The sequence below is a fragment of the Mesorhizobium sp. P3_A2 genome, assembly GCF_056403115.1.
Window position 1 is genome coordinate 666267 of record NZ_JBFUGC010000001.1, and the last position, 21053, is coordinate 687319.

The 21053-nt window shown below is 62.4% G+C and carries 17 protein-coding genes; 3 read left to right on the plus strand and 14 right to left on the minus strand.

Going from position 1 to position 21053, the window contains the following annotated elements:
• Positions 1 to 5: 5 nt before the first annotated feature.
• Entirely contained in the window at positions 6 to 1178 is a 1173-nt protein-coding gene (locus AC1DXM_RS03130; RefSeq protein WP_477231707.1) for an alanine racemase, read from the minus strand.
• On the minus strand, positions 1175 to 2464 hold the full coding sequence (locus tag AC1DXM_RS03135) for a D-arabinono-1,4-lactone oxidase (protein ID WP_477231708.1): 1290 nt from the start codon (positions 2462 to 2464) through the stop codon (positions 1175 to 1177). The genes AC1DXM_RS03130 and AC1DXM_RS03135 overlap by 4 nt, the downstream gene beginning before the upstream one ends.
• A gap of 313 nt (positions 2465 to 2777) precedes the next feature.
• Here AC1DXM_RS03135 and AC1DXM_RS03140 point away from each other — a divergent pair, with 313 nt between their 5' ends.
• Positions 2778 to 3953 (plus strand): alpha-D-ribose 1-methylphosphonate 5-triphosphate diphosphatase, encoded by a 1176-nt coding sequence (locus AC1DXM_RS03140; RefSeq protein ID WP_477231709.1) that lies wholly within the window; start codon positions 2778 to 2780, stop codon positions 3951 to 3953.
• 12 nt (positions 3954 to 3965) lie between these two features.
• Here AC1DXM_RS03140 and uxuA read toward each other — a convergent pair whose 3' ends face one another.
• Positions 3966 to 5150, minus strand: coding sequence for a mannonate dehydratase (gene uxuA, locus AC1DXM_RS03145; RefSeq protein ID WP_477231710.1), 1185 nt, complete (start codon positions 5148 to 5150; stop codon positions 3966 to 3968).
• Between the two features lie 83 nt (positions 5151 to 5233).
• Between uxuA and AC1DXM_RS03150 the strand changes: the two genes are divergently transcribed.
• A complete protein-coding gene (locus AC1DXM_RS03150) occupies positions 5234 to 6019 on the plus strand; it encodes an SDR family NAD(P)-dependent oxidoreductase (protein WP_477231711.1) in 786 nt (261 codons plus the stop codon).
• Between the two features lie 55 nt (positions 6020 to 6074).
• Here AC1DXM_RS03150 and AC1DXM_RS03155 read toward each other — a convergent pair whose 3' ends face one another.
• The 11 genes from AC1DXM_RS03155 to AC1DXM_RS03205 form a co-directional block, all read right to left on the minus strand.
• Positions 6075 to 6911: an amidohydrolase family protein gene (locus tag AC1DXM_RS03155; RefSeq protein WP_477231712.1), complete on the minus strand. Its 837-nt coding sequence runs from the start codon at positions 6909 to 6911 to the stop codon at positions 6075 to 6077.
• 51 nt (positions 6912 to 6962) lie between these two features.
• A complete protein-coding gene (locus AC1DXM_RS03160; protein ID WP_477231713.1) occupies positions 6963 to 8492 on the minus strand; it encodes an MDR family MFS transporter in 1530 nt (509 codons plus the stop codon).
• A gap of 210 nt (positions 8493 to 8702) precedes the next feature.
• Positions 8703 to 9548 (minus strand): ABC transporter ATP-binding protein, encoded by an 846-nt coding sequence (locus AC1DXM_RS03165; protein WP_477231714.1) that lies wholly within the window; start codon positions 9546 to 9548, stop codon positions 8703 to 8705.
• The gene (locus tag AC1DXM_RS03170) at positions 9545 to 10468 is read right to left on the minus strand and encodes an ABC transporter permease (RefSeq protein ID WP_477231715.1); all 924 of its coding nucleotides are present in this window, start codon (positions 10466 to 10468) and stop codon (positions 9545 to 9547) included. The genes AC1DXM_RS03165 and AC1DXM_RS03170 overlap by 4 nt, the downstream gene beginning before the upstream one ends.
• Positions 10469 to 10565: 97 nt before the next feature.
• Positions 10566 to 11501, minus strand: coding sequence for an ABC transporter substrate-binding protein (locus tag AC1DXM_RS03175; protein WP_477231964.1), 936 nt, complete (start codon positions 11499 to 11501; stop codon positions 10566 to 10568).
• A 349-nt stretch (positions 11502 to 11850) separates the two neighbouring features.
• Positions 11851 to 13911 carry an SPFH domain-containing protein gene (locus AC1DXM_RS03180; protein WP_477231716.1) on the minus strand — a complete coding sequence of 687 codons (2061 nt, stop codon included), beginning with the start codon at positions 13909 to 13911 and terminating at the stop codon, positions 11851 to 11853.
• Positions 13912 to 14309: 398 nt separating this feature from the next.
• Complete coding sequence (locus tag AC1DXM_RS03185) at positions 14310 to 15506, minus strand: mandelate racemase/muconate lactonizing enzyme family protein (protein ID WP_477231717.1); 1197 nt, start codon at positions 15504 to 15506, stop codon at positions 14310 to 14312.
• Between the two features lie 8 nt (positions 15507 to 15514).
• Positions 15515 to 15841, minus strand: coding sequence for an NIPSNAP family protein (locus tag AC1DXM_RS03190; protein WP_477231718.1), 327 nt, complete (start codon positions 15839 to 15841; stop codon positions 15515 to 15517).
• Between the two features lie 96 nt (positions 15842 to 15937).
• On the minus strand, positions 15938 to 17296 hold the full coding sequence (locus AC1DXM_RS03195; protein ID WP_477231719.1) for a mandelate racemase/muconate lactonizing enzyme family protein: 1359 nt from the start codon (positions 17294 to 17296) through the stop codon (positions 15938 to 15940).
• 65 nt (positions 17297 to 17361) lie between these two features.
• Positions 17362 to 18528, minus strand: coding sequence for a mandelate racemase/muconate lactonizing enzyme family protein (locus AC1DXM_RS03200; RefSeq protein ID WP_477231720.1), 1167 nt, complete (start codon positions 18526 to 18528; stop codon positions 17362 to 17364).
• 54 nt (positions 18529 to 18582) lie between these two features.
• Positions 18583 to 19293, minus strand: a complete 711-nt coding sequence (locus AC1DXM_RS03205) for a GntR family transcriptional regulator (protein WP_477231721.1) — start codon at positions 19291 to 19293, stop codon at positions 18583 to 18585.
• 207 nt (positions 19294 to 19500) lie between these two features.
• Here AC1DXM_RS03205 and AC1DXM_RS03210 point away from each other — a divergent pair, with 207 nt between their 5' ends.
• The gene (locus tag AC1DXM_RS03210) at positions 19501 to 20979 is read left to right on the plus strand and encodes an ABC transporter substrate-binding protein (protein ID WP_477231722.1); all 1479 of its coding nucleotides are present in this window, start codon (positions 19501 to 19503) and stop codon (positions 20977 to 20979) included.
• Positions 20980 to 21053 lie beyond the last annotated feature (74 nt).

Sequence of the window (21053 nt, forward strand, 5' to 3'; positions counted from 1 at the left end):
CGATTTTACGAAAACGGCAGCGCGGCCCATTGCGCGGCGATCTTCCCGCCGGAATAAACCTGGATCGAACCGAATTGCTGTAGCACGAATTCGCTCTGCGTCGGACGCAGGAAGGCGTAGTCATCGGGTCCGACATTGGCATCGTCGGGCAGCGCCATGAATTGCTGATTGGTCGAAAAGCCGAACGTCTTGTCGGTCTTCATCCCCACGGGATGGACGGGCTTGGCCATCCATTTGCCGCCATAGAGAAAACAGCCGCGCCGTGGCAGCAGCCCGAGCTTCTGCAGCAGCCAGGAGCGCTGATCGAGGCCCGGCACCTGGACACCGACCACCTTCAGGATCGGCGCCGCGATGAAAGCGGCAGGCTGCAATTGGCTGAGGCTGGGGACATCGAAATCGGTCGGCAGCATGAAGGCCGATCCGATGGACAATTCATTGGCGCCGACCCAGCTGTCGTAAAGCAATGCGGTGCTGCTGCCGCCGAGATTGAGGATCCTGCGCTGGTCGGGGCCAAAGCAGGCAACGTACTGACGAAACAGGCTGACCGCCTTGGCGCGCGCCTTGGCCGGTCCGCCCAGCAGTTTGGGGATGTGGCCGATATGCGCCTCATAGGCCATGACGCCTTCGCATTTCAGCCGCGGATAGTTCGCCAATGTGGCCACCGCCCGCGCCAGTGCGTCGGGATTGCCGATACCGCCGCGGTGCAGCCCGACATCGACCTCGAAGCAGATGCGCAGCTCGCGGTCGAGCTCAGCGGCAAGCGCGCCATAGGCGGCCAGCCGCTCCTCGGTGTCGATCAGCCAGACGATGCGCGACGTCGCTTCGCCAAGACCGGCGAGAACACCCTTGGTCAGCGCGTGCCTGGCGCCGGCGACTGGCATCGGCTTTCCAAGCAGGAGATCGACATCGGGAAAGGCTTTCAGCATTTCGGCGCTGATCGGCAGATGAAACGTCATCAGCCTGTCGGTCGCGAATGCCGCGCGGATGTGCGCGATGAGCGGCAGGCAAGGCAGCGACTTGTCGACGAGGCGCAGGTCTAGGCCCGTGGCGAACTTCGCCTTGATCGCGGCGATGTTGTGATCGAGCCGGTCGAGATCGAGCACCAGGCAAGGCTGAAAGATCCCGGCCGCCTTGAGCGCACCCGACAGTTCGGCGAAATAGGTGTCGGTCAGGCTCATGCCGCAACGCCGAGCAGCCTGGCCATGTAGGGCGTCACGAAACGGTTGTTCGGGTCCATCTCCCGGCGCACTGCCATGGCATCGTTCCAGCGTGGATAGAGCGTGCTCAGCTCTTTGGCGGTGAGGCTGTGCATCTTGCCCCAGTGCGGGCGGCCGCCGCGCTTGCGGAAGATCGGCTCGGCGGCGTTGAAATACGCCATCGGATCGCGCTCGGCGCCGTGATGGATGGCGATGGAACAGGTCGGGCGCTTGTAGAACGGGCTCAGCCAGATGTTGTCGGGCGCGACGACGCGAACTTCGATCGGAAAGTAGACCTCCGGAAACCGCGTCTCGAGCATCGCGATGATTTCGCCGAGCGCCGCCGCCCCCTCCTCGAACGGAAGGTGGTACTCCATCTCGTTGAACTTGACGTTGCGCTCGGAGGTGAAGACCTTCAGCCAGTCCTCGACATAGTCCTCGGCCGGCACCCTGGCGAAGGCCGAGCCGATGAGACGGCGGCGCAGCCACGGGAACCAGCTGAGATAATCGCGCAGTTTCCTCAGCGTGGTGACGGCATCGTCGTCTTCCGTCGGCGGGCGCACCGTCGACGGCGCTTCGGTGATGTCGCTGGCGATCAGCAGCGCCTGGCCGGAAAACGGCACGTAGTAGAACTCGGCCGAGCGATGCGCCGTCATGGTGCTTTCGAATTGCGCAAGCACGTCGGCGATCGGCGCTGTCCAGCGGCGGTGCCGCATGCGATAGCTCGCCATGTTGCGGATCGTCACTTCGGTGACGGCGCCGAAGGCGCCGAGCGAGGCGCCCATGGCTTCGATCATGTCGGCGTTTTGGGCACGGTCGAACTCCTTCACAGCGCCACGCCCGTCGACGATCTGCATCGCCTCGAGCTGGGTATGATAGGCGCCGAGCGTGATGCCCGAACCATGCGTGGCTGTGCCGAGCGCCCCGCCAAACGCCTGCTTGTCGATGTCGCCCATATTCGGCAGCGCCTGGCCGACGCCGTGCAGCAGCTTGGCCATCGTGCCGATCTTGGTGCCGGCGCCGACCCGCGCCGTCAGTCTTTCGGGATCGTGCGCCTTCAGGCCCTCGAAGCGGTCGAGCGACAGGATGGTTCCGTCATTTTTGACCAATGGCGTGAAGGAGTGGCCGGTGCCGACGAAGCGGACTGGACCGGCCGAGTTGCGAAGAGCAACGCTCAACGCATCGAGAGTCCGCGGTTCGGCAAAAGCCTGCGGCGTGGCCGTGACATAGCCCGACCAATTGCTCCACTGGCTGGTAGCCTCTCCCACAATCGCCTCCCTGGGACGGCCGGTTTGACCGGTCTTGATCGCTGCATGGAATAATATGATACATAGTCAGCTTTCTGAATATGATACATTGTCAGCTTTCTGTCAAGCTGGCAATCGAGCGGCAAGCGGTCTGAAGCCGGCTTGGAAAGAAAAGCGGCCGTCGGCTTCATGCCTCACGACTTTTCGCGTCAATCACCAAGCATATCATCGACTGTCATTTTTCGGGGGTAAGCAGCTGTTACGGGACGGCTGTCCCTCGGTCTTGCCGACTGGGAACCCGTCCTGAACCGCCTGTCCCCCGAAGAGAAATTGCATGTGGCTAAGTGAATTCGAAATTGTCCTGCGCGACCGCATCATCCCGAGCGGTGCCATCCGCATCGAAAACGGCCGGATTGCTGAGATCCGGAACGAGCCGGTCGAAAATGCCGACATCTCAGGCGGTGGCCGCCTGCTCCTGCCCGGCTTCATCGACATGCATGGCGACATGGTGGAAAAGGAAGTCGAGCCGCGGCTCGGCGTGCATGTGCCGATGAAGATCGGCATTGCCGAACTCGACAAGAAGCTCGCCTCCTGCGGCATCACCACCGCCTATGCCGCGCTCTCCTTCATCGGCGCCAGCATCACCAGCGGCGTGGCGCGCTCGGAAGAGCATACATCGGCGATCATCGACACCATTGCCGGCATGAAGGACCACCTGCTGGTCGATCACCGCATCCATGCGCGCTTCGAAGTCACCTTCACCCCGGCCATTGCCATGCTGCAGAAGCTGATGGACGCCGGCAGGCTGCATCTGATCTCGCTGATGGATCACACGCCCGGACAGGGCCAGTATCGCGATGTCGAGCTTTACATCGCCCGCATCGCCAAGGAGCGCGGCATGTCGGTTGCCCAGGCGTCCGAGGTCGTCGGCCATCGCATCGCCGGCCGCGAAGGCCAGGGCGATGTGCTCAACGCACTGCAAGACCTGTCGGCGCGTGCGCAGGCCAACGGCGTCGCGCTTGCATCGCACGACGATGACACGCTGGAGAAGGTGGAACTGGTTCACGGTCTTGGCGCCACGCTGAGCGAATTCCCGGTGACCCTGGAAGCGGCGCAGGAAGCCAGGAGGCTGGCAATGCACACAGTGATGGGAGCGCCCAATGCGCTGCGCGGCCAGTCCTATTCCGGCAATCTTTCGGCACGCCAGGCTTATGAGGCCGGGCTGCTCGACATGCTGGCCAGCGACTATCATCCGGCCTCGATCCTGCCCGCCGTGCTCGGCCTGGCGGAACTGCGCGAAGGCAGTCTTGTGGCGGCGGCAGCGCTGACGAGTGCCAATCCGGCCACGGCACTCGGGCTTACCGATCGTGGCGCCATCGAGACGGGACTGCTGGCCGATCTCGTCGTCGCCGATAGCCAGCCGGTGGCGCGGGTGCGAGCGACATTCCGCGCCGGCCGCATGATCTACAGCGACGGAACGCTGGGTCGGAGCCGGGATGACGAGGCATAAAGTCCAGCCCTGTCACGCCAGCCCGAACGTCTCCACGGCGCGCATGATGCCGCGCAGTTCTGCGAGGCCCTTCAGCCGGCCGATCAGCGAGTAGCCGGGATTGATCCTTGTCTTGCCGATATCGTCGGCAAGCAGATGGCCATGGTCCGGCCGCATCGGGATTTGCCAGTCGGCGCGCCCTTCCCTGTGGCGGCGCGCCTCTTCCTGCATTAGCGCCAGGATGACATGCGCCATGTCGGTGCCACCCTCGAGATGCTCGGCCTCGTAGAACGAGCCGTCCTTCTCGATGGTGATGTTGCGCAGATGGGCGAAATGGATGCGGTCGGCAAATTCCCTGACCATGGCGACAATGTCGTTGTCGGCGCGCGTGCCGTAGGAGCCGGTGCAGAACGTCAGCCCATTGGCCTGGCTGTCGACAGTACTCAAGATGAAGCGCGCATCCTCGGCGGTCGAAACAACGCGCGGCAGGCCGTAGAGCGAGAAGGGCGGGTCGTCGGGATGGATGCACATGCGCACCCCCTCCTCTTCCGCCACCGGAATAATCTCGCGCAGGAACCAGGCGAGGTTGTCGCGCAACTCCTTCGGCCCGATCCCCTCATAGTCGGCAAGCGCCTCTCGAAAACTGTCGCGGTCATATTTGCGCTCTGTCGCCGGCAGGCCGGCGATGAGGTTGCGCTCGATCTGATCGATCTTCTCGGGCGGCAATTCCTTGAGCCGCTTCTCCGCCTGCGCAATGCGCGCCGGCGTGTAGCTTGCCGCACCGTTCTTGCGCTTCAGCACGAACAGATCGTAGGCGGCGAAATCGATCGCATCGAAACGCAGGGCGTAGCCCGTCGTCGGCAGCCGGTAGGCGAGATCGGTGCGGGTCCAGTCGACCACAGGCATGAAATTGTAGCAGATCGTGGCGATGCCGGCCTTGGCCAGCGCGCGGATGCTATCGCGATAGTAGCCGGCATAGCGCTCGCGTTCCGGCGCGCCGATCTTGAAGGAATTGTGGACCGGGATGCTCTCGACGACCGACCAGGTCAGTCCGGCTTCCTCGATGATGTGCTTGCGCTCCAGCACGTCGGCTTCAGGCCACGCCCTGCCGTCGTAGATATGGTGAAGCGCCGAGACCACGCCGGTGGCGCCAGCCTGCTTGACATGATCGAGTGTCACCGGATCGTCAGGTCCATACCAGCGCCAACATTGTTCCATTTTCGGCTTTCCTTCTGCGAGAGGTTGGCAACTTATTGTTGGACCGCGACGGGAGTCGATAGAAAAGGAAGGAGTTTTCGAAAATGACGGATTTCGAGGGCAAGGTGGCCCTGGTGACGGGGACGACCGGCATTGGCCTGGCGACCGCTAGGCGCCTTGCGGCCGGCGCCGCCGCAATCATCGCCTGCGGCATCGACCGCGTCGCCAACGCAGCGATGAAAGCCGAGCTGGAAAGCGCTGGAGCAGCAGTGCTGGTCATCGACACCGACGTCTCCGTCTCCGACCATGTGCGCGACGCGGTGGCGGCCGGCGTCGCGAAATTCGGCGGCCTCGACGTCATCGTCAATTCGGCGGCGGTGCACCCCTATGGAACCGCGACGACGACCGACTGGGAAACCTGGAACCGGGCAATGACAGTCAATGTCGGTTCGATCTATCTGACGGCGCATTTCGGCATTCCGGAAATGATCAAGCGCGGCGGCGGCGCCATCGTCAACGTCGCCTCCGTGCAGGGCTTCGCCTGCCAGCAGAACGTCGCCGCCTACGCCACCACCAAGGGCGCCATTCACACGCTGACGCGCTCGCTGGCGCTCGACTATGCGGCGGCTGGCATCCGCGTCAATTCGGTGAGCCCCGGCTCGATCCGCACGCCGATCCTGGAAAAGGCCGCGCGTGGCGAGAGCGGCAGCGATGCCGATGTCGAAGAGGCCTACAAGCGCTTCGGCGCGGCGCATCCGCTCGGCCGCATCGGCGAACCGGAGGAAGTGGCCGAGCTCATCGCCTTCCTGTGCTCGTCAAAAGCCGGTTTCTGCACCGGCGCCGACTACAGGATTGATGGCGGCCTGACGGCAGGCATTGGCGTGAAGTAAGGCTGTGATGGCGTTCTGCACGCTTGCCGGCAATCGCGAACCTTGTCCGATCGCCCTATAGCTTCCACATCCGCCTGGCATTGCCCGACAGCAATTTCATCCTCTCCTCGGGGCTGGCGCCCGCGATCAGCGCGTGCGTCGCCGCCACCCAGGTCGCGAGCCCTCCGCCAAGCGTGCACACCGGCCAGTCGCTGCCCCAGACGACGCGATCCCAGCCGAAAGACCCGATCGTGTGTTCGACATAGGGACGCAAGTTCTCGACACTCCACGAGCTGGGGTCCGCATAGGCCACGACGCCCGAAATCTTGCCAATGACATTGGGGCGCCGCGCGATCTCGGCCATGTGCTCGCGCCATGGGTGCTCGGCGCGGCCTTTGATATCGGGCACGCCGCAATGGTCGAGAACGAACTGGACGTCCGGCGCGAGATCGGCGAGCGCAATCGCGCGTGGAATCTGATGCGGCAGGACCACAAGATCGAAGGTCAGCCCGCTGCCGGAAAGCCGTTTGATGTTGTCGCGAAACAGCGCACTGTCCGAAAGCTCGTCCGGCATGACATGCAGCACGCGGCGGAACCCCTTGATGAAGGGATCGGCATGTTGGCGTTCGAGATAGGCGGCAAAGCCGCCCTCCTCTGGACGACAAGCGGCAATCGCGCCGCGCAAAAGACTGCCCGCCTGCCGCGACAGCGCCTTGACATGGCTGGTCTCGGCCTCGATGTCGGCTTGATCGACATCGACCTCCATATGCAATGCCGCCTCGATGCCGGCGCGGCGGGCCTGGGTCGCATACTCCTCATGCGGGAAATCGCGATTGAGCGCCGGTGCGCCGCCAAGCCAGGGATAGCGCAGCGCCGACAGATCGATCAGGTGCAGATGGGTGTCGATGATCATGCTTTCCCCGCGGCTCGATTTCGTATCGTCGCCAAATGGTCCAGGCCTGGTTCAATGCCGCTTCGGGATCTCTTTATCCTCGAGCAGCAGGGTCAGGCCCATGGCGACGAAGTAGAGCGCCGCCACCCAGATGAACATCACGTTGAACCCGCTGGAGTAATGGTCGAGCACCACTTCGCGGATCGCGTCCGGCAGGCTCGACGCAAGATGCGGGGTCAACCCGTTCAGGCCTTGCGGCAGCAGGGCAGCAGCATCGGCGGGGAGCTCTGACGTCTGCCGGTTCAGCGCCCAGATCATCACCGCGCCGTTCAGCGCCAGTCCCAGTGATGCTCCCAAGGTCCGCGCCTGGGTGATCAGCGACGTCACCGCGCCGATATCCTGCAGGGGTGCCGCCGCCTGGATCGCCACGATCAGCACCTGGAACTGCAGGCCCATGCTGATGCCGAACACAGCCATCATCGTCGCCAGCACCCAGATAGGCGTGTGCTGGTTGGTGACGACAAAGCCCAGCATCAGGAACCCGCCAATAGCCATCGCGACCACCGGCATCCATTTGTAGCGCCCGGTTGCGGCAATCACGCGACCGGCGACGATCGAGATGACCATCGACGTCAGCGACGCCGGCAGGAACAGGAAGCCGACTTCGGCCGGGCTTAGACCCGTCAGCGTCTGCATGTAGAGCGCGAAATAGAAGAACATGCCCAGCGTCACCGTTCCGGCGACCAGCGACACGCCGGAGACGATGCTGACCGTCGAATTGCCGAACAGCCGCAACGGCACGATCGGTTCTTCCGCCCGGCGCTCGACCATGATGAACAGGACGATGGCGACCAGTGCGAGAAGCGGCAGCACGAAGGTGATGAGGTCCGGCCCGGTGGGGTCGAGCACATGATAGCCCCAATAGACGATGGCCGTCGTACCGATGGCGAGCAGCGCGCCGCCGAGATAGTCGATGTGGTGCTTTCTCTCGTTGAACCGGCTGCGCATGGCGAAGGCCAGCACCGCCATCACGATAATGCCGATCGGCAGGTTGACCAGGAACACCCAGCGCCAGCCAAACAGACTGGTGATATAGCCGCCGGCCAGCGGACCGAGCACCGACGACAGCGCAAACACCGCCGAACTGTAGCCCTGGTATTTGGCGCGGTCGCGCGGCCCGAACAACTCGCCGATCATGGCGAAGGCCGAGACCATCAGCCCGCCGCCGCCAATGCCTTGCAGCACGCGCGCGGCGATCAGGCTCTCCATCGACCATGCCATGCCGCAGACCAGCGACCCTACGAGAAACAGGCCGATCGCCGTCAACACGACATTCTTGCGGCCATACATATCGCCGAGCTTGCCGTAGAAAGGCGAGACTGCGGCGGTCGACAGCAGATAGGCGGCACCCACCCAGCCGAACAGATGCAGATTGCCGAGTTCACCGGCAATGGTGGGCAAGGCGGTGACGACGATCTGCATGTCGATGGTCGCCATGAACATGGCGATCAACGCACCGAAATAGACGACCAGTGTCGTCAGATCGGGCCTGGCTTCGGCCTCCACGGGCGCCGCATCTGGCAGCGTCTGGTCGACAGTCATCGGGGTCTCCGTAACTTGGGGCGCGATTTATGTGCCCACAGCCAAGAGGTGTCAAATAGGCGATGACGCCATGCCTGGACGCAGTCCGTCCGGCTAACAGGAAGAGCCCCAGCGCCGGAAGCGCCCTCTCCTCCTCCCGCCCCGGCTCCTGCCGGAGGATGTCGACGTGCGGAAGCCTGACCGGAGGCATTGTTCACAGAGACGTTGAGATCAACTCGACGCCGTCTTGCCCACCCTTATCGCTGCTGCCTGCTTCGCTCCCATTCCGAGCAGCAGATTGTCGTCGGAGAGTTCGTCCCCTCTCGCCTGCCGGAACAGGTTCAGCATATCGGGAACGTCGAGGCTTTTGCGCTGGTCACCGGCAATATCGAAGACGATGGTGCCTTCATGCAGCATGACGGTGCGGGTGCCGTGGTCGAGCGCATCGCGCATCGAATGCGTCACCATCAGCGCCGTCAGTCTCTGCTCCTCGACAATCCTGCGTGTGAGTTCCAGAACGAAGGCCGCCGTACGCGGGTCGAGTGCGGCGGTGTGTTCGTCCAGCAGCAATATCTTCATGCCCGTCAGCGTCGACATCAGCAAACTGACCGCCTGGCGCTGGCCGCCTGACAACAGGCCCATGGAATCGCCGAGCCGATTCTCCAGGCCGAGACCCAGCATCGACAGTTTTTCGCGAAACAGCGCGCGGCGGGAGGCATCGAGCGCGCGGCCGAAGCTCCGCACGCTGCCGCGCGAAAAGGCGAGCGCCATGTTTTCTTCGATCGACAGCCGCTCGCATGTGCCGGCCATCGGATCCTGGAACACGCGTGCGATCAGCTTCGCCCGCTTCGGTGCCGACCAGCGGGTGACGTCCGTGCCATCGACGATGATCGAGCCTCGCTCCGGCCTTGCCGTGCCGCTGAGTACATTGAGCAGCGTCGACTTGCCGGCGCCGTTCGAGCCGATGACGGTGACGAACTCGCCTTCGGGGATGGTGAGGTCGAGGCCACGCAGCGCGCGATGCTCGAGCGGCGTGCCGCGGCCGAAGGTGACGTGAACGTCGCTGAGGCTGATCATGTCGCGCTCCTTTCCAGGAGACTGCGCATCGGATTGGCGACCTTGGGCAGGATCAGCGCCATCGCCACCAGAACCGCGGTGACCAGATTGAGGTCGGAGGACTGCAGGCCGAGCCAGCCGGTGTTCAGCGCCAGCGCAATGGCGATGCGATAGGCGATGGCGCCGAAGACGCAGGAGAAGATCGCAATCACGATCGACTTCGTCCGGAATATCGTTTCGCCCAGGATCACGGCGGCAAGGCCGGCGATCGCCGTGCCGGTGCCGACGGTGACATCGGCAAAGCCGGCGGTCTGCGCAAACAGCGCGCCCGCCAGCGCCACCAGCCCATTGGCCATTGCGACGCCGATATAGGTGTGCATCTCGGTTGGAATGCCTTGCGCCTGCGCCATGCGCGGATTGGCGCCGGTGGCGCGCATCGCCAGGCCGAATTCCGAGGTCAGGAAGCGGGCAAGCAACGCGCCGACAACACTGACGATGATCAGCAGCGCCAGCACCTTGAGCGTCGGCCGTCCTGGCAGTCCGGAAGCCTCGACCAGCGGCCGCAACCACGCAAACAGGTCGATGACCGTCGGCTGGTTCATCAGCGGAATGTTGGGCCTACCCATGATGCGCAGATTGACCGAAAACAGCGCGGTCATGGTGAGAATGCCGGCGAGCAAGTGCAAGATGCCGAAGCGGATGTTCAGCCAGGCGGTGACGATGCCCGCAAGGCAGCCGGCGACGATCGCCGCAAGCGTGCCGGTGATGGGATTGATGCCGCCCGAGATCATCGCCGCGGCGACGGCAGCACCCAGCGGAAACGAGCCGTCGACCGTCAGGTCGGGAAAGTCGAGGACGCGAAACGAAATGTAGACGCCGAGTGCCACGAGCGCGAAGACAAGCCCGATCTCGACAGCGCCGATCAGGGAAATCAGGTTCATGAACCGCTCCGTTGGTCCTAACAGATCAGGCGAGGCGCTTGCGCGCCACGCCTGATCCTTCTGTGCTGCAGGGCGCTTTCGCGCCCGCGCGGTTGTCCTATTCGATGACCTGCTTGGCGCGGTCGCGCACGCTTTTCGGGATCGTCACGCCCATGGCCTCGGCTGCCTTGGCGTTGACCATCAGGTCGGTGCCGGTGGCGTTGCGCACCGCAATGTCGCCCGGCTTCTCGCCCTTCAGCACACGCACCACGATCGCGCCAGTCTCGAGGCCGACCTGGTAGTAGTCGAAGCCGACGGACGCGATCGCCCCGCGCTTGACGGTGTCGTTCTCGGCCGAGAACACCGGCAGTTTGTTCTCGGCGCCGACGGCCAGGATCGTCTCCAGCGCCGAGATGATCGTGTTGTCGGTCGGAAGATAGATGACATCGACCTTGCCGACCAGGTTCTGCGCCGCACCGGCGACATCGGCCGACTTGGACGCCGGCGCCTCGACGATCTCAAAACCCTTGGCCTTGCCCAGTTCCTTCAGCGCCGCAAGCAACGCGATGCTGTTCGATTCCGCCGGATTGAAGGGCACGCCGATCTTGGCGGCGGACGGCAGGAATTCCCGGATCAGGTCGAGCTGCTGCTCAAGCGGCGAGAAGTCGGAAATGCCGGTGACGTTGCCGCCGGGATGATCGCGGTCGGTGACGATCTGCGCCGAGACCGGATCGGTCACCGCGGTGAAGACCACGGGGATGTCCTGCGTCGCCGACACCACAGCCTGCGCCGACGGCGTAGCGATGGCGACGATGACGTTCGGCTTCTCGCCGGCGAATTTCTGCGCGATCTGCGCGGCGGTGGCCGGCTGTCCCTGCGCCGACTCGAACTCGAAGGTCAGATTGTCGCCTTCCTTGTAGCCGGCATCCTCTAGGGCCTTCTTGACGCCGGCGCGCGCAGCGTCCAGCGACGGATGCTCGACGATCGCGGTAACCGCAACGGTGACCTTGTCGGCCGCCAACGCACTCGCGCAGCCCAAAATCGCCAGCGCCATGACGCCTGCGGCGAGACTTGAGATGAAACCCTTCAATTCTTCCTCCCACTGCTTCTGCTGGACGTCGCCTGACGTTCAGTTGCCAATCGCGAATCTATCGCTTTCCCGGCCGCAAAGCGACCGGAAGCCTTTCGAAATCCTGCTGTCGATGCCCGACAGCAGCGCCGCCAGGATCGAACGGCGCCGCCGCCCGTCTGATAGCAGGCAGACCGGCTTGCTTGCTAGTTTGATGCTTTATGCCACCCATTTGGGCAGGCGCCTTGCCCTCGAGCATCCCTTGGAAACCACATCGCGGTATCTTTCGGCAGGGCGCAAAAAAATGGGCCGGTACAAACCGGCCCATTTTCAATCAATCCTGCTCAACGGATTCCTCCTCAACGGGTGCCGGGGTCGTATCCGGCAGGTTCCGCTGTCCAACCCGGTCGGCAACGAGCATCGAAAGCATCATCTCGACAAGGCCATTGGCGGCCCCCCTCTCGCCACCGGTGGCGCCGATCTGGATCTGCGGCACGAGCGGTAACCTGCCATTCTCGATCGCCTCGGCGAAGCGCATGAGAACCTGCGAGTTGAGCTGATAGTCCGGGCCACCGAAGGCCGCGACCTTCTTCTCGGTGGCCTCGGCCTCCGCCAGACCGAGAGCGCGCACCTTCTCGGCTTCCGCAAAACCGGTCGCCTTGATGCGCTCGGCATCGGCAAGCGCGACAGCCTTGATCATGTCGGCCTCGCCCTGGCCGCCGAGGCGCACCTTCTCGGCCTCTGCCTTGGCAGTGACCTGAATGGTTTCCGCCTCCTGGCGGGTGCGGGCGAGTTGCGCCTTGCCCTCGTTCTCACTGATCTCGATGGTAAGTGCCGACGTCGTGATCTTGGCTTGCTGTTCGGCGAGCGCCTCCTTCTCACGCAAGGTGCGTTCCTGAATGGCCGCCTTCTCCTGCAATTTATAGGTCTCGACCTTTTCGACTGCGATCTGGCGCTCGCGCAGCTGGATCAGGATCTGCTCTATGCTGTTCTGGCCATTGGCAGCACGGGGCGTACCAATCAGCACTTCCTGCAGCTCGAGGCTGTAGGTATTGAATTTTTCGCGCATCTCCTCGCCCGATTTGCGCTGGATATCGCTGCGCTCCTGCAAAAGCTGGATCAGCGTCTTTGTCTGGGCGATATTCTTGAAGTAGGCAGAAACCATCGGGTCGAGCGTTTGTTCGACCAGCCGCTTGATGTCACCGAAACGCTGCACCACGAGCGGCGCCTTCATATAGTCGATATGCACGACGACGGAGAGCGGCAGCACAGGCTCGAACGCATCCTTGGTGATCAACGATACTTCAGACAGGTTCTCGTCCAGCCTGTGTTCGCCAAACTGCTCCTTCGTCCATTTGAGCACGAAGTTGGTGGTCGGCACGGTGATGATTTTGCCGGCATAGGTATTGAACGCATACTTGCCTGGCAGCAGCGGCGTTGACCAGACACCGCGTGCACCGATTTCGACCAACTCGCCGTGACGGTATGCCTGCCCGGATATATCCGTGCCGTGGCGGCCGTTATAGGAGACGACGACACCCACCGTGCCAACGTCGATGATCGTCTTCTCGACCAGTTCGACGGTCGCGAAAATGCGATTGAGGAAGTAGCTGCCGTCGGCCAGCACCTGCAACTGCCGGCCACGGTAGCCACCGGCATTGAGAAACTTCTCCGGGTCCTGAAAATTGTTGTGGAAGTTCGGGTCGTTCGGATCGTTGGCGACGGTCGGCGCGATGATCTCGCCGTCCGGCAGGGCCGGACCGTCATGGATGGTGACGACGCCGATCATGTCATCGGCATTGTGGATGACGACCGGCTCAAAACCGCCCCGCTCCGAGATCATGCTGGACATGTTGGAAAAAAGGCTTTGTTCCGACGAACTCAGATTGACGGCATAGATCGACTGGGCGGTCAGCACGATGAATTGTGCGAGATTGATGGCATAGGTGCCTTCACGCAAGATCTTGCGTTGCGGTCCTTTCTGTCCGCCTTTTTCGAGAAAGCCGCGCACATCCTGGAAATCATCGGCGTCGGTGTTGCTAGCAAGTGTTTGCGTCGGAGGCAGCGGTTTGCCATCACGGGCAAAGACATAGCCGATCTGACCCTGCGGGATGGTGACAAGATTGGCGCGATGCATCAAATATTGGAACGGCATGAAGAAATGCAGGCCACCGCGCACGACTTCCGGCTGGTAGCCCGCCTCACGGTTGAGCGCGATGAAGCCATTGCTGATGGAACCGCGAAAACTCCATAGCTTTTCCAGAATGCCGAGCCTGTCGTTTGGAATGTAGCGGACCACGCCGCTCCACCAGAACAGGATTGCCAGCACGACGACTGTTACGGCTACCTCGATTGCCGTCCATTCGATCGGGTCGAGATATTGCAGGGCTTCCATCTCTTCTCTCCTATAGGGCGCACGGGTTCGTTCACCCGAGGGCCACTCAGTTGGTGTTGATTGATGAAGCGGGGAGATTGCGCACCGGCGCGCCCGACGCACCAAGGGCGTGTCGAACGTTTGGGCTGCTCATTGTGTGGAAAAATGACCGCGCGTCCCGAGTCCCCAGTGGGGGCGGCGTGGCCGTGAGTTATCTCACATCGGTGTTGCCTTGATAGACACTACACCAAATGACGTAGGCATAGCGCCAACGGGTTTAAAGATACTTCGCGCGAAAACCGAATAATTATTTCCAATGCTATTTCGAATAGGGTGGCGGTTGGCTTTTATAATTGGCAAGAGCGCGAAACGGCGCTCCCTGACGGGTTAGAACCGTCGGCCGCCCATGGCCGCACACGCTAGTCGAAGAAACCGGCGTCCTCTTCCGCGAGATATTTTTTCGCTCCCGCTGCATCGATGTCGAGGCCCAGCCCCGGTGCTTCGAGCAGGTCGACCATCGAATCCTTCACGATCTGCTTTGGCAGGCCGATGACGATGTCCTCCCACCACGGGTCCGAGGCGCTGGGATATTCGAAGGCGATGTAGTTGGCCGGCAGCGTGGCGCAGACATTGATCAGCGCGCCGAGGCCGAGCAGGCCGTTGGCCGTGCCGTGCGGCGCCATCATGATCGAATGCATATAGGCGTGTTCGGCCACCCATTTGAGCTCGGCGATGCCGCCGATGTCGGCGGGGTCCGGGCCGATGACGCGGACCGCCTGGGTTTCGATCAGTTCCTTGAAGTTGTGCCGCAGATAGATCTGCTCGCCTGTATGGATGGGTGTGGACGTCGATGTCGTGAGTTCGCGGTAGGCCTGCGGATTGACCCATGGCACGTAATCGCCGGTCAGCATGTCCTCCAGCCACATCAGATTGTATTTCTCGACGGCCTGCGCAAAGCGGATAGCGTCGGGCAGGAACCAGCCGGGACCGCAATCAAGGGCCAGCGAAACCTTGTCGCCGAGCACCTCCTTCATGGCGATGACGCAGTCGATCATATGCGCCATGCCGCGCTCGCTGATCTGCCCCTGGTCCATCGCGCCGTGATAGGTCGGCGGCTGGCGTACGCCATAATGGAAGTCGGGCACTGATGTCTTCATGTTGGAGTGAAAGCTGATGCCTTGCTTGACCATGAAGAAGTTTTCCGGCCGCTCCATCATCCATTTGACGTCGGCCGCGTAGTCCTCGGGCTTGTCGCCGGTGCGCTTCTTGCGGATCGAGCCGTTATAGACCCGCACCTGGTCGCGGACCTTGCCGCCGAGCAGCTTGTAGACCGGAACGCCAGCGGCCTTGCCGGCGATGTCCCACAGCGCGTGCTCGATGGCGCTGACGGCGGCGCCATAGGGCTTGAACGAGCCCCGCTGGCGGATCTTCAGCATGCAGCGTTCGACATCCGTCGGGTCCTCGCCGATCAGTGCCTCGCGAAAATGCAGGACCCAGGGTTTCAGATAAGGCTTGGTGTACTCGACCTCGCCGAGGCCATAGAGACCTTCGTCAGTGACGATGCGCACGATGGGGTGCTTGCCGATGACGGCGCACCGGAGATCGGTGATTTTCATGATGTCCTCTATTTCACCGACGAGAAGGCGGTTGGCGCGAGAAACTGGCTGGAAATATTGGCCACGATCGGGCCGTCGCGCTCGGACTCGTCGCGGACCTTGAGCCATGCCGGATCGGTGGTGAAGGCCTTCCATTTCACTTCGCGCTCGGCAAGGGATTCCCAGGCGACGAAATAGGTCAGTCGATTGCTGTTTTCGCCGACCACCGTGGTGAAGAACCCGGCCTGGCGGATGCCGTGCCCCTCCCAGATGGCCAGCGTTTGCTCGGAAAAGCGCTTGAGCAAAGCCGGCAGCCTGCCCGGCAGGCAGTCATAGATACGCAATTCATAGATCATGGTTTCGTCCGTTTCTTTCTTTGCCTCTCCCTAGGGAGAGGTCGACACGAATGGTCGGTCGTTGGCCCTGTGAGGAATGAGCGCAGGGAGTCTGGGCTAACTCCAGGTCCGGTCCCAGCTATATTCATTGTCCCAATGCTCGGTGGATCGCCATATCCCCGTGGCACCGGGCTGCAAATGCTGGCTGATCACTTCGTCGACGACGTCGTCGATGCCCAGGCCCGGCTTGTCGGGGACGGTGATGAAGCCGTCCTTGACCAGGGGCTTGGGCAGACCGGTGACGATGTCGTCCCACCAGTCAACTTCGACGCTGTGATATTCGAGCGCCATGAAGTTTTCCGTGGCCACCGCGACATGCGCGGCGGCCATCGCGGCGATCGGGCTTTCGGCCATGTGAATGGCCATGGCAACCCCATGCTCCTGCGCCGCGTCGCCGATCTTCTTGGTCTCGAGAATGCCTCCGGTGGTGAGCAAATCCGGGTGGATGACCGAGATGCCCGCGTTGAGCAGCGGCTCGAATGCTTGCCTGAGGTAAATGTCCTCGCCTGTGCAGATCGGCACCGACGTAGCCTGCTGCAACTGCCGATACTGTTCGGTGTACTGCCAGGGGATCACATCCTCGAGCCAGGCCGGTGCGTATTTCTCGATCCGCCGGGCGAGACGAATGCCATCCTGCAGCGAGATGTGGCCGACATGGTCGATGGCGAGCGGAACCTCGTAGCCGATCACCTCGCGGACTTCGTGGATATATTGATCGAGCAGGTCGATGCCCTTTTCGGTGAAGTGGAGACCGGTGAAGGGATGCGGCACGTTCTGCGCATCATAGGCGGCATTGCGCGCCCGCCGCTCGTCCAGCGTGCGCGCCGGACCACGGGCGGCATGGCTGCGGAAACCGTCCAGCACGCCGGCCGGCGCCACCACCGCGCCCGGTATGTGCGAGATCTGCGCCAGCCCGAGGTCCATCTTGAGGAAGGTGAAGCCGAGATCCATCCGCGCCTTGAGCCGCTTGCCGGTCTCGGTGCCACTGGGCTTGTCCGCATCGGTGTCGCAATAGACCCGCACCTTGTCGCGGAACCGTCCGCCAAGCATCTGGTAGATCGGCACGCCATAGGCCTTGCCGGCGAGGTCCCACAGCGCGATCTCGATTGCCGAGACACCGCCACCTTGCCGCCCATGGCCGCCAAATTGCTTGACGCGCCGGAACAGCCTGTCGACGTCACAGGGATTCTCGCCCAGCAACCGGCTCTTGAGCATCAGCGCATAGGTCGCGCTGGCGCCGTCGCGCACCTCGCCCAGGCCGACAATGCCCTGGTTGGTGTAGATCTTGACAAGCGCCGAGGTGAACGGCGCGCCGACGATCTCGGCGACGCGCAGGTCGGTGATGCGCAAATCGCTCGGTTTGGAGTTCGTGTTCACGCGATTGAGCGCCTCGCCGGCGCTATCCGTCTTTGGCATGATCTGTCCTCGTTCTGGTTGGCTGCGCTTGGCCGGCCTGCACGCTGCGCCGGGGCAGAGCATTGCTAGCCCAGCTCAATCTCGTGGGCCTGCAGGTACTCGCGGTTCATCTCAACACCCAGACCGGGTTTCGACGTCAGCTTGAGGTTGCCGTTTGACACGTCGAGGGGTCTGTCGATGAGGTGATCGTATTTGCCAAGGTTCCACTCCGACGTCTCGAGCTTGTAGAAGTTGGGAACGGTCATCATCACCTGCGCTCCCGCAACCACGTTGATCGGTCCCGCCGCGTCATGCGGCGACACCGGGATGTAGTAGGCTTCGCAGAGGGCGGAAATCTTCTTGAGCTCGGTGATGCCGCCGGTCCAGGTCACGTCCGGCATGATGTAATCCGCGAGCTTGTTCTCGAGCACCGGCACGAAATCCCACTTCGTGTGACCGCGCTCGCCCCACGAGATAGGGGCGCTGACTTTCTCGCGCACCTGTTTGAGGGCGTTGAGGCTCTCGGGTGGACAAGGCTCCTCGAACCAGTCGATCTGGCCGGCTTCCTCGAGGCTCCGACAGAGGCGAATGGCGGTGGGAACGTCGAAGCGACCATGCGCATCGATGAGAATGTCGACATCGGGCCCCGCCGTTTCGCGGATCAAAGCCGTGAGTTCGGCTGCTTCGCGCTCGTCCTTGCGGGTCATGCTGCCATCGAGGTAGCCGTCCCGCTGCTCGCGCGATTGCCCATCGGCGGTGCGGCCCTGATGCGGGAAAGGATCGAACTTCAGCCCCGTGTGTCCGGACTCGACGATGTCTCGAATTTCGCGAACCACAGCCTCCTTGCTGGTAAACTTGCGTTGATCAGGATGGGTATAGAGCGCGACCTCATCGCGTACCGGTCCGCCCAGCAGCTCGTAGATCGGCTTGCCAAGGACTTTGCCGCGGATGTCCCAGAGAGCTATGTCGATGGCGCTCACGCATTCGACGGCGGCGCCGCGACTGCCCATATAGGTGAAGCTGCGGAATATCTTGTGCCACAGGTACTCGATACGCGCCGGGTCCTCGCCTGTCACGGCGGCACCGATCTGCCGCAGGATCGTGCAGAGCGCGCGGTTGGCGAGCCTTGTGGTGGTGGTGATCTCTCCCCAGCCGCTCACCCCCTCGTCGGTCGTCACTTCGACGAACAGGAACTCTCCCCAATAAGAAGCACCGGACTTGATCAGCCACGGCCGAACGCTCGTGATTTTCATCTCAACTGCCTTATGCGAAGTGGATCGGGATAACGGCGTACCGGACCGGATATTCTATCCTGCCCGAGCGGCGCTGCGTGCGCGCATGTGTTCGAGGACATGCCGGCCAGAGCCTTCGACATGGCGCGCAATCAATTCGGCTGCCTCGTCGGCATTTCCCGCTTTTACATGCGCGATGAGCTCGCGGTGCTCGCGAAGGATCGCGGCACGCCGGGCGAGCGTGAAATTGAAACGCCGGCTCACAGCCCGCAGCACTTCGCGATGCTTCCACCAAAGCTCGGCGGCATGCCGGTTGTAGTGCCTTTGGTACATCACGGTGTGAAAGGCGGTATCCAGCTCGCTGTGCCTGAACGTGTCGGCAAAGTTGTTCTCTTCAATCAGGCCTTGGATACGTTCGAGTTCGGCAATGTCCTCGACGGTAGCCATATTCACAAACCATCGCGTCAGCGCTGGCTCGATCAGGACTCCGATCTCGTAGATATCCCGGACAAAATCCTGGTCTATAGGCCGGACGCGCGCCCCACGGTTGGCAACAAAGGTGACGAAGCCCTCGCCGCGCAGAAGCTGCAGAGCCTCGCGCACGGGGTTGGTCGAGGTACCGTGACGCCGGGCGAGATCGGTGACCACAAGCCGTTCGTTGGCAGCGAGCCGCCCCTCGATGATGTCTTCCCTGATCAGTTGATAAAGCGAGGCGCCCTCGCTGGAGGCTCCGATAGGGTCGATCCCTTCGGGTGGCTCTGCTTTGAAATCGCTTGCTTTGGCCAAGGCTGCCCCCAATCAATACACGCTTTAATCGATATCACGCACGGTTTCCATAAACAATGTACGATTTGGCGCGTTGACAGACAATCCACGATCTGAAAACGTATGAAGCGCTCGAAGGGATACATCGAATGGTACATTCGCCACCGACGAGCAGGACCGCTCGCCTCGACGCAGAGCGGCGTGGGAGAGAAACCTGGAGGATACCCTATGACGAGGATTTCACTCGGCGGTGCCGTCCTGCGCGGCACTGTCTCCACTGCTTTGATGGTATCGTTGATGTCCGCATCGGCGCTGGGTGCGGCGCCGGTGGACTTGAGCAAGTGGTCGCCGGAATATGTGCGCTCCATTGCGGGCACGCAGGATTTCGACACGGCCGCCGATTGCGGCAAGGTCACCCCTCTCGACTACAAGGGGCGACTGACTTTCTGGTATCAGGGCGTGTTCGAGGGCGACCCCGATCTCCTGCGCCAGTATTACAAGGAGTTCTTCGAGACCTTCCGCAAGACCTATCCGAACATCCAGCTCGAGGAACAGGCGCTCACCTACAACGACCTTCTCGACAAGTTCCGCACGGCGCTCCTGGGCAATGCCGCGCCGATGGCGGTGCGCCTGCAAATCCTGGGTGGTACCGAGTTCGCCTCAAAGGGTTATCTGCAGCCGCTGAAGCCCGAGGACGTGGGGTATTCGACCGAGGACTTCTGGCCCGGCGCCTTGAAAGCGGTGACCTGGGACGGGGTGAGCTACGGCATTCCGACCAACAACGAGACGATGGCGTTCATCTGGAATGCCGACATCTTCAAGCGCGCGGGCCTCGACCCGGACAAGGCTCCGGCAACCTGGGACGACGTCGTCAAATATTCCAAGCAGATCCACGACAAGCTCGGCATTGCCGGTTACGGCCTCGTGGCTCGCAAGAATGCCGGCAATACGCCGTACCGTTTCATGCCGCAGCTGTGGGCCTATGGCGGCGGCGTCTTCGACGAAGCCTCGGCAAACCCGACCTACAAGGAGATCGAACTCAACAGCCCGCAAAGCAAGGCGGCGCTGCAGGCATCCTACGACATGTATGTTCGGGACAAGTCGGTTCCGGTTTCGGCACTCACCAACCAGCAGGCCGATAACCAGCCGCTGTTCCTGGCTGGCCAGCTTGGCATGATGATCTCGCACCCGTCCGACTACAACGTCATGCTCGACCTGCAGAAGAAGGCAACGGGCACCGACAAGGACAAGGCGCAGACCGTCATCGACAACATGCGCTACGGGCTGATTCCGACCGGGCCCGACGGCAAACGCGCCGTCGTCTTCGGCGGCTCGAACATTCACATCCTCAAGCCCGAATATGTCGAGGGCGGCAAGGTGGACGAGCCGGCTGCGAAGGCCATCATCTGCATGTGGACGAGCCCTGAATGGTCGCTGAAAATGGCCTACGCCGGCTCGAACCCGGGCAACCTCAACGGCTTCAAGACCAAGTGGATGAAGGAACGTCTGGACAACATCAAGTTCCTTGATGTCACGACCTCGATGCTGCCTTACGGCATCCCGTTCCCAGCGCTGCCGCAGTCTCCCGAGATCATGAACATCATCATCCCGGACATGCTGCAGAATGCCCTGACCGGAGCGATGACCGTCGATCAGGCAGCGGACGACGCGGCCCAGAAGGTAAAAGACCTGATGGGCGGACTCTAGTCCGAACCGGACCACGATCTGACCGGCTGCGCCGATGGTGCGGCCGGTTCGTTCCGAAGAACAAGGGCACGCCA

Excerpts from the sequence above, each read along its gene's own strand:
- AC1DXM_RS03165 (WP_477231714.1), bottom strand. The coding sequence starts at position 9,548 with ATGATCAGCCTCAGCGACGTTCACGTCACCTTCGGCCGCGGCACGCCG.
- AC1DXM_RS03160 (WP_477231713.1), bottom strand. The coding sequence starts at position 8,492 with ATGACTGTCGACCAGACGCTGCCAGATGCGGCGCCCGTGGAGGCCGAA.
- AC1DXM_RS03155 (WP_477231712.1), bottom strand. The coding sequence starts at position 6,911 with ATGATCATCGACACCCATCTGCACCTGATCGATCTGTCGGCGCTGCGC.
- uxuA (WP_477231710.1), bottom strand. The coding sequence starts at position 5,150 with ATGGAACAATGTTGGCGCTGGTATGGACCTGACGATCCGGTGACACTC.
- AC1DXM_RS03195 (WP_477231719.1), bottom strand. The coding sequence starts at position 17,296 with ATGCCAAAGACGGATAGCGCCGGCGAGGCGCTCAATCGCGTGAACACG.
- AC1DXM_RS03185 (WP_477231717.1), bottom strand. The coding sequence starts at position 15,506 with ATGAAAATCACCGATCTCCGGTGCGCCGTCATCGGCAAGCACCCCATC.
- AC1DXM_RS03190 (WP_477231718.1), bottom strand. The coding sequence starts at position 15,841 with ATGATCTATGAATTGCGTATCTATGACTGCCTGCCGGGCAGGCTGCCG.
- AC1DXM_RS03170 (WP_477231715.1), bottom strand. The coding sequence starts at position 10,468 with ATGAACCTGATTTCCCTGATCGGCGCTGTCGAGATCGGGCTTGTCTTC.
- AC1DXM_RS03200 (WP_477231720.1), bottom strand. The coding sequence starts at position 18,528 with ATGAAAATCACGAGCGTTCGGCCGTGGCTGATCAAGTCCGGTGCTTCT.
- AC1DXM_RS03150 (WP_477231711.1), top strand. The coding sequence starts at position 5,234 with ATGACGGATTTCGAGGGCAAGGTGGCCCTGGTGACGGGGACGACCGGC.
- AC1DXM_RS03140 (WP_477231709.1), top strand. The coding sequence starts at position 2,778 with ATGTGGCTAAGTGAATTCGAAATTGTCCTGCGCGACCGCATCATCCCG.
- AC1DXM_RS03210 (WP_477231722.1), top strand. The coding sequence starts at position 19,501 with ATGACGAGGATTTCACTCGGCGGTGCCGTCCTGCGCGGCACTGTCTCC.
- AC1DXM_RS03180 (WP_477231716.1), bottom strand. The coding sequence starts at position 13,911 with ATGGAAGCCCTGCAATATCTCGACCCGATCGAATGGACGGCAATCGAG.
- AC1DXM_RS03175 (WP_477231964.1), bottom strand. The coding sequence starts at position 11,501 with ATGGCGCTGGCGATTTTGGGCTGCGCGAGTGCGTTGGCGGCCGACAAG.
- AC1DXM_RS03130 (WP_477231707.1), bottom strand. The coding sequence starts at position 1,178 with ATGAGCCTGACCGACACCTATTTCGCCGAACTGTCGGGTGCGCTCAAG.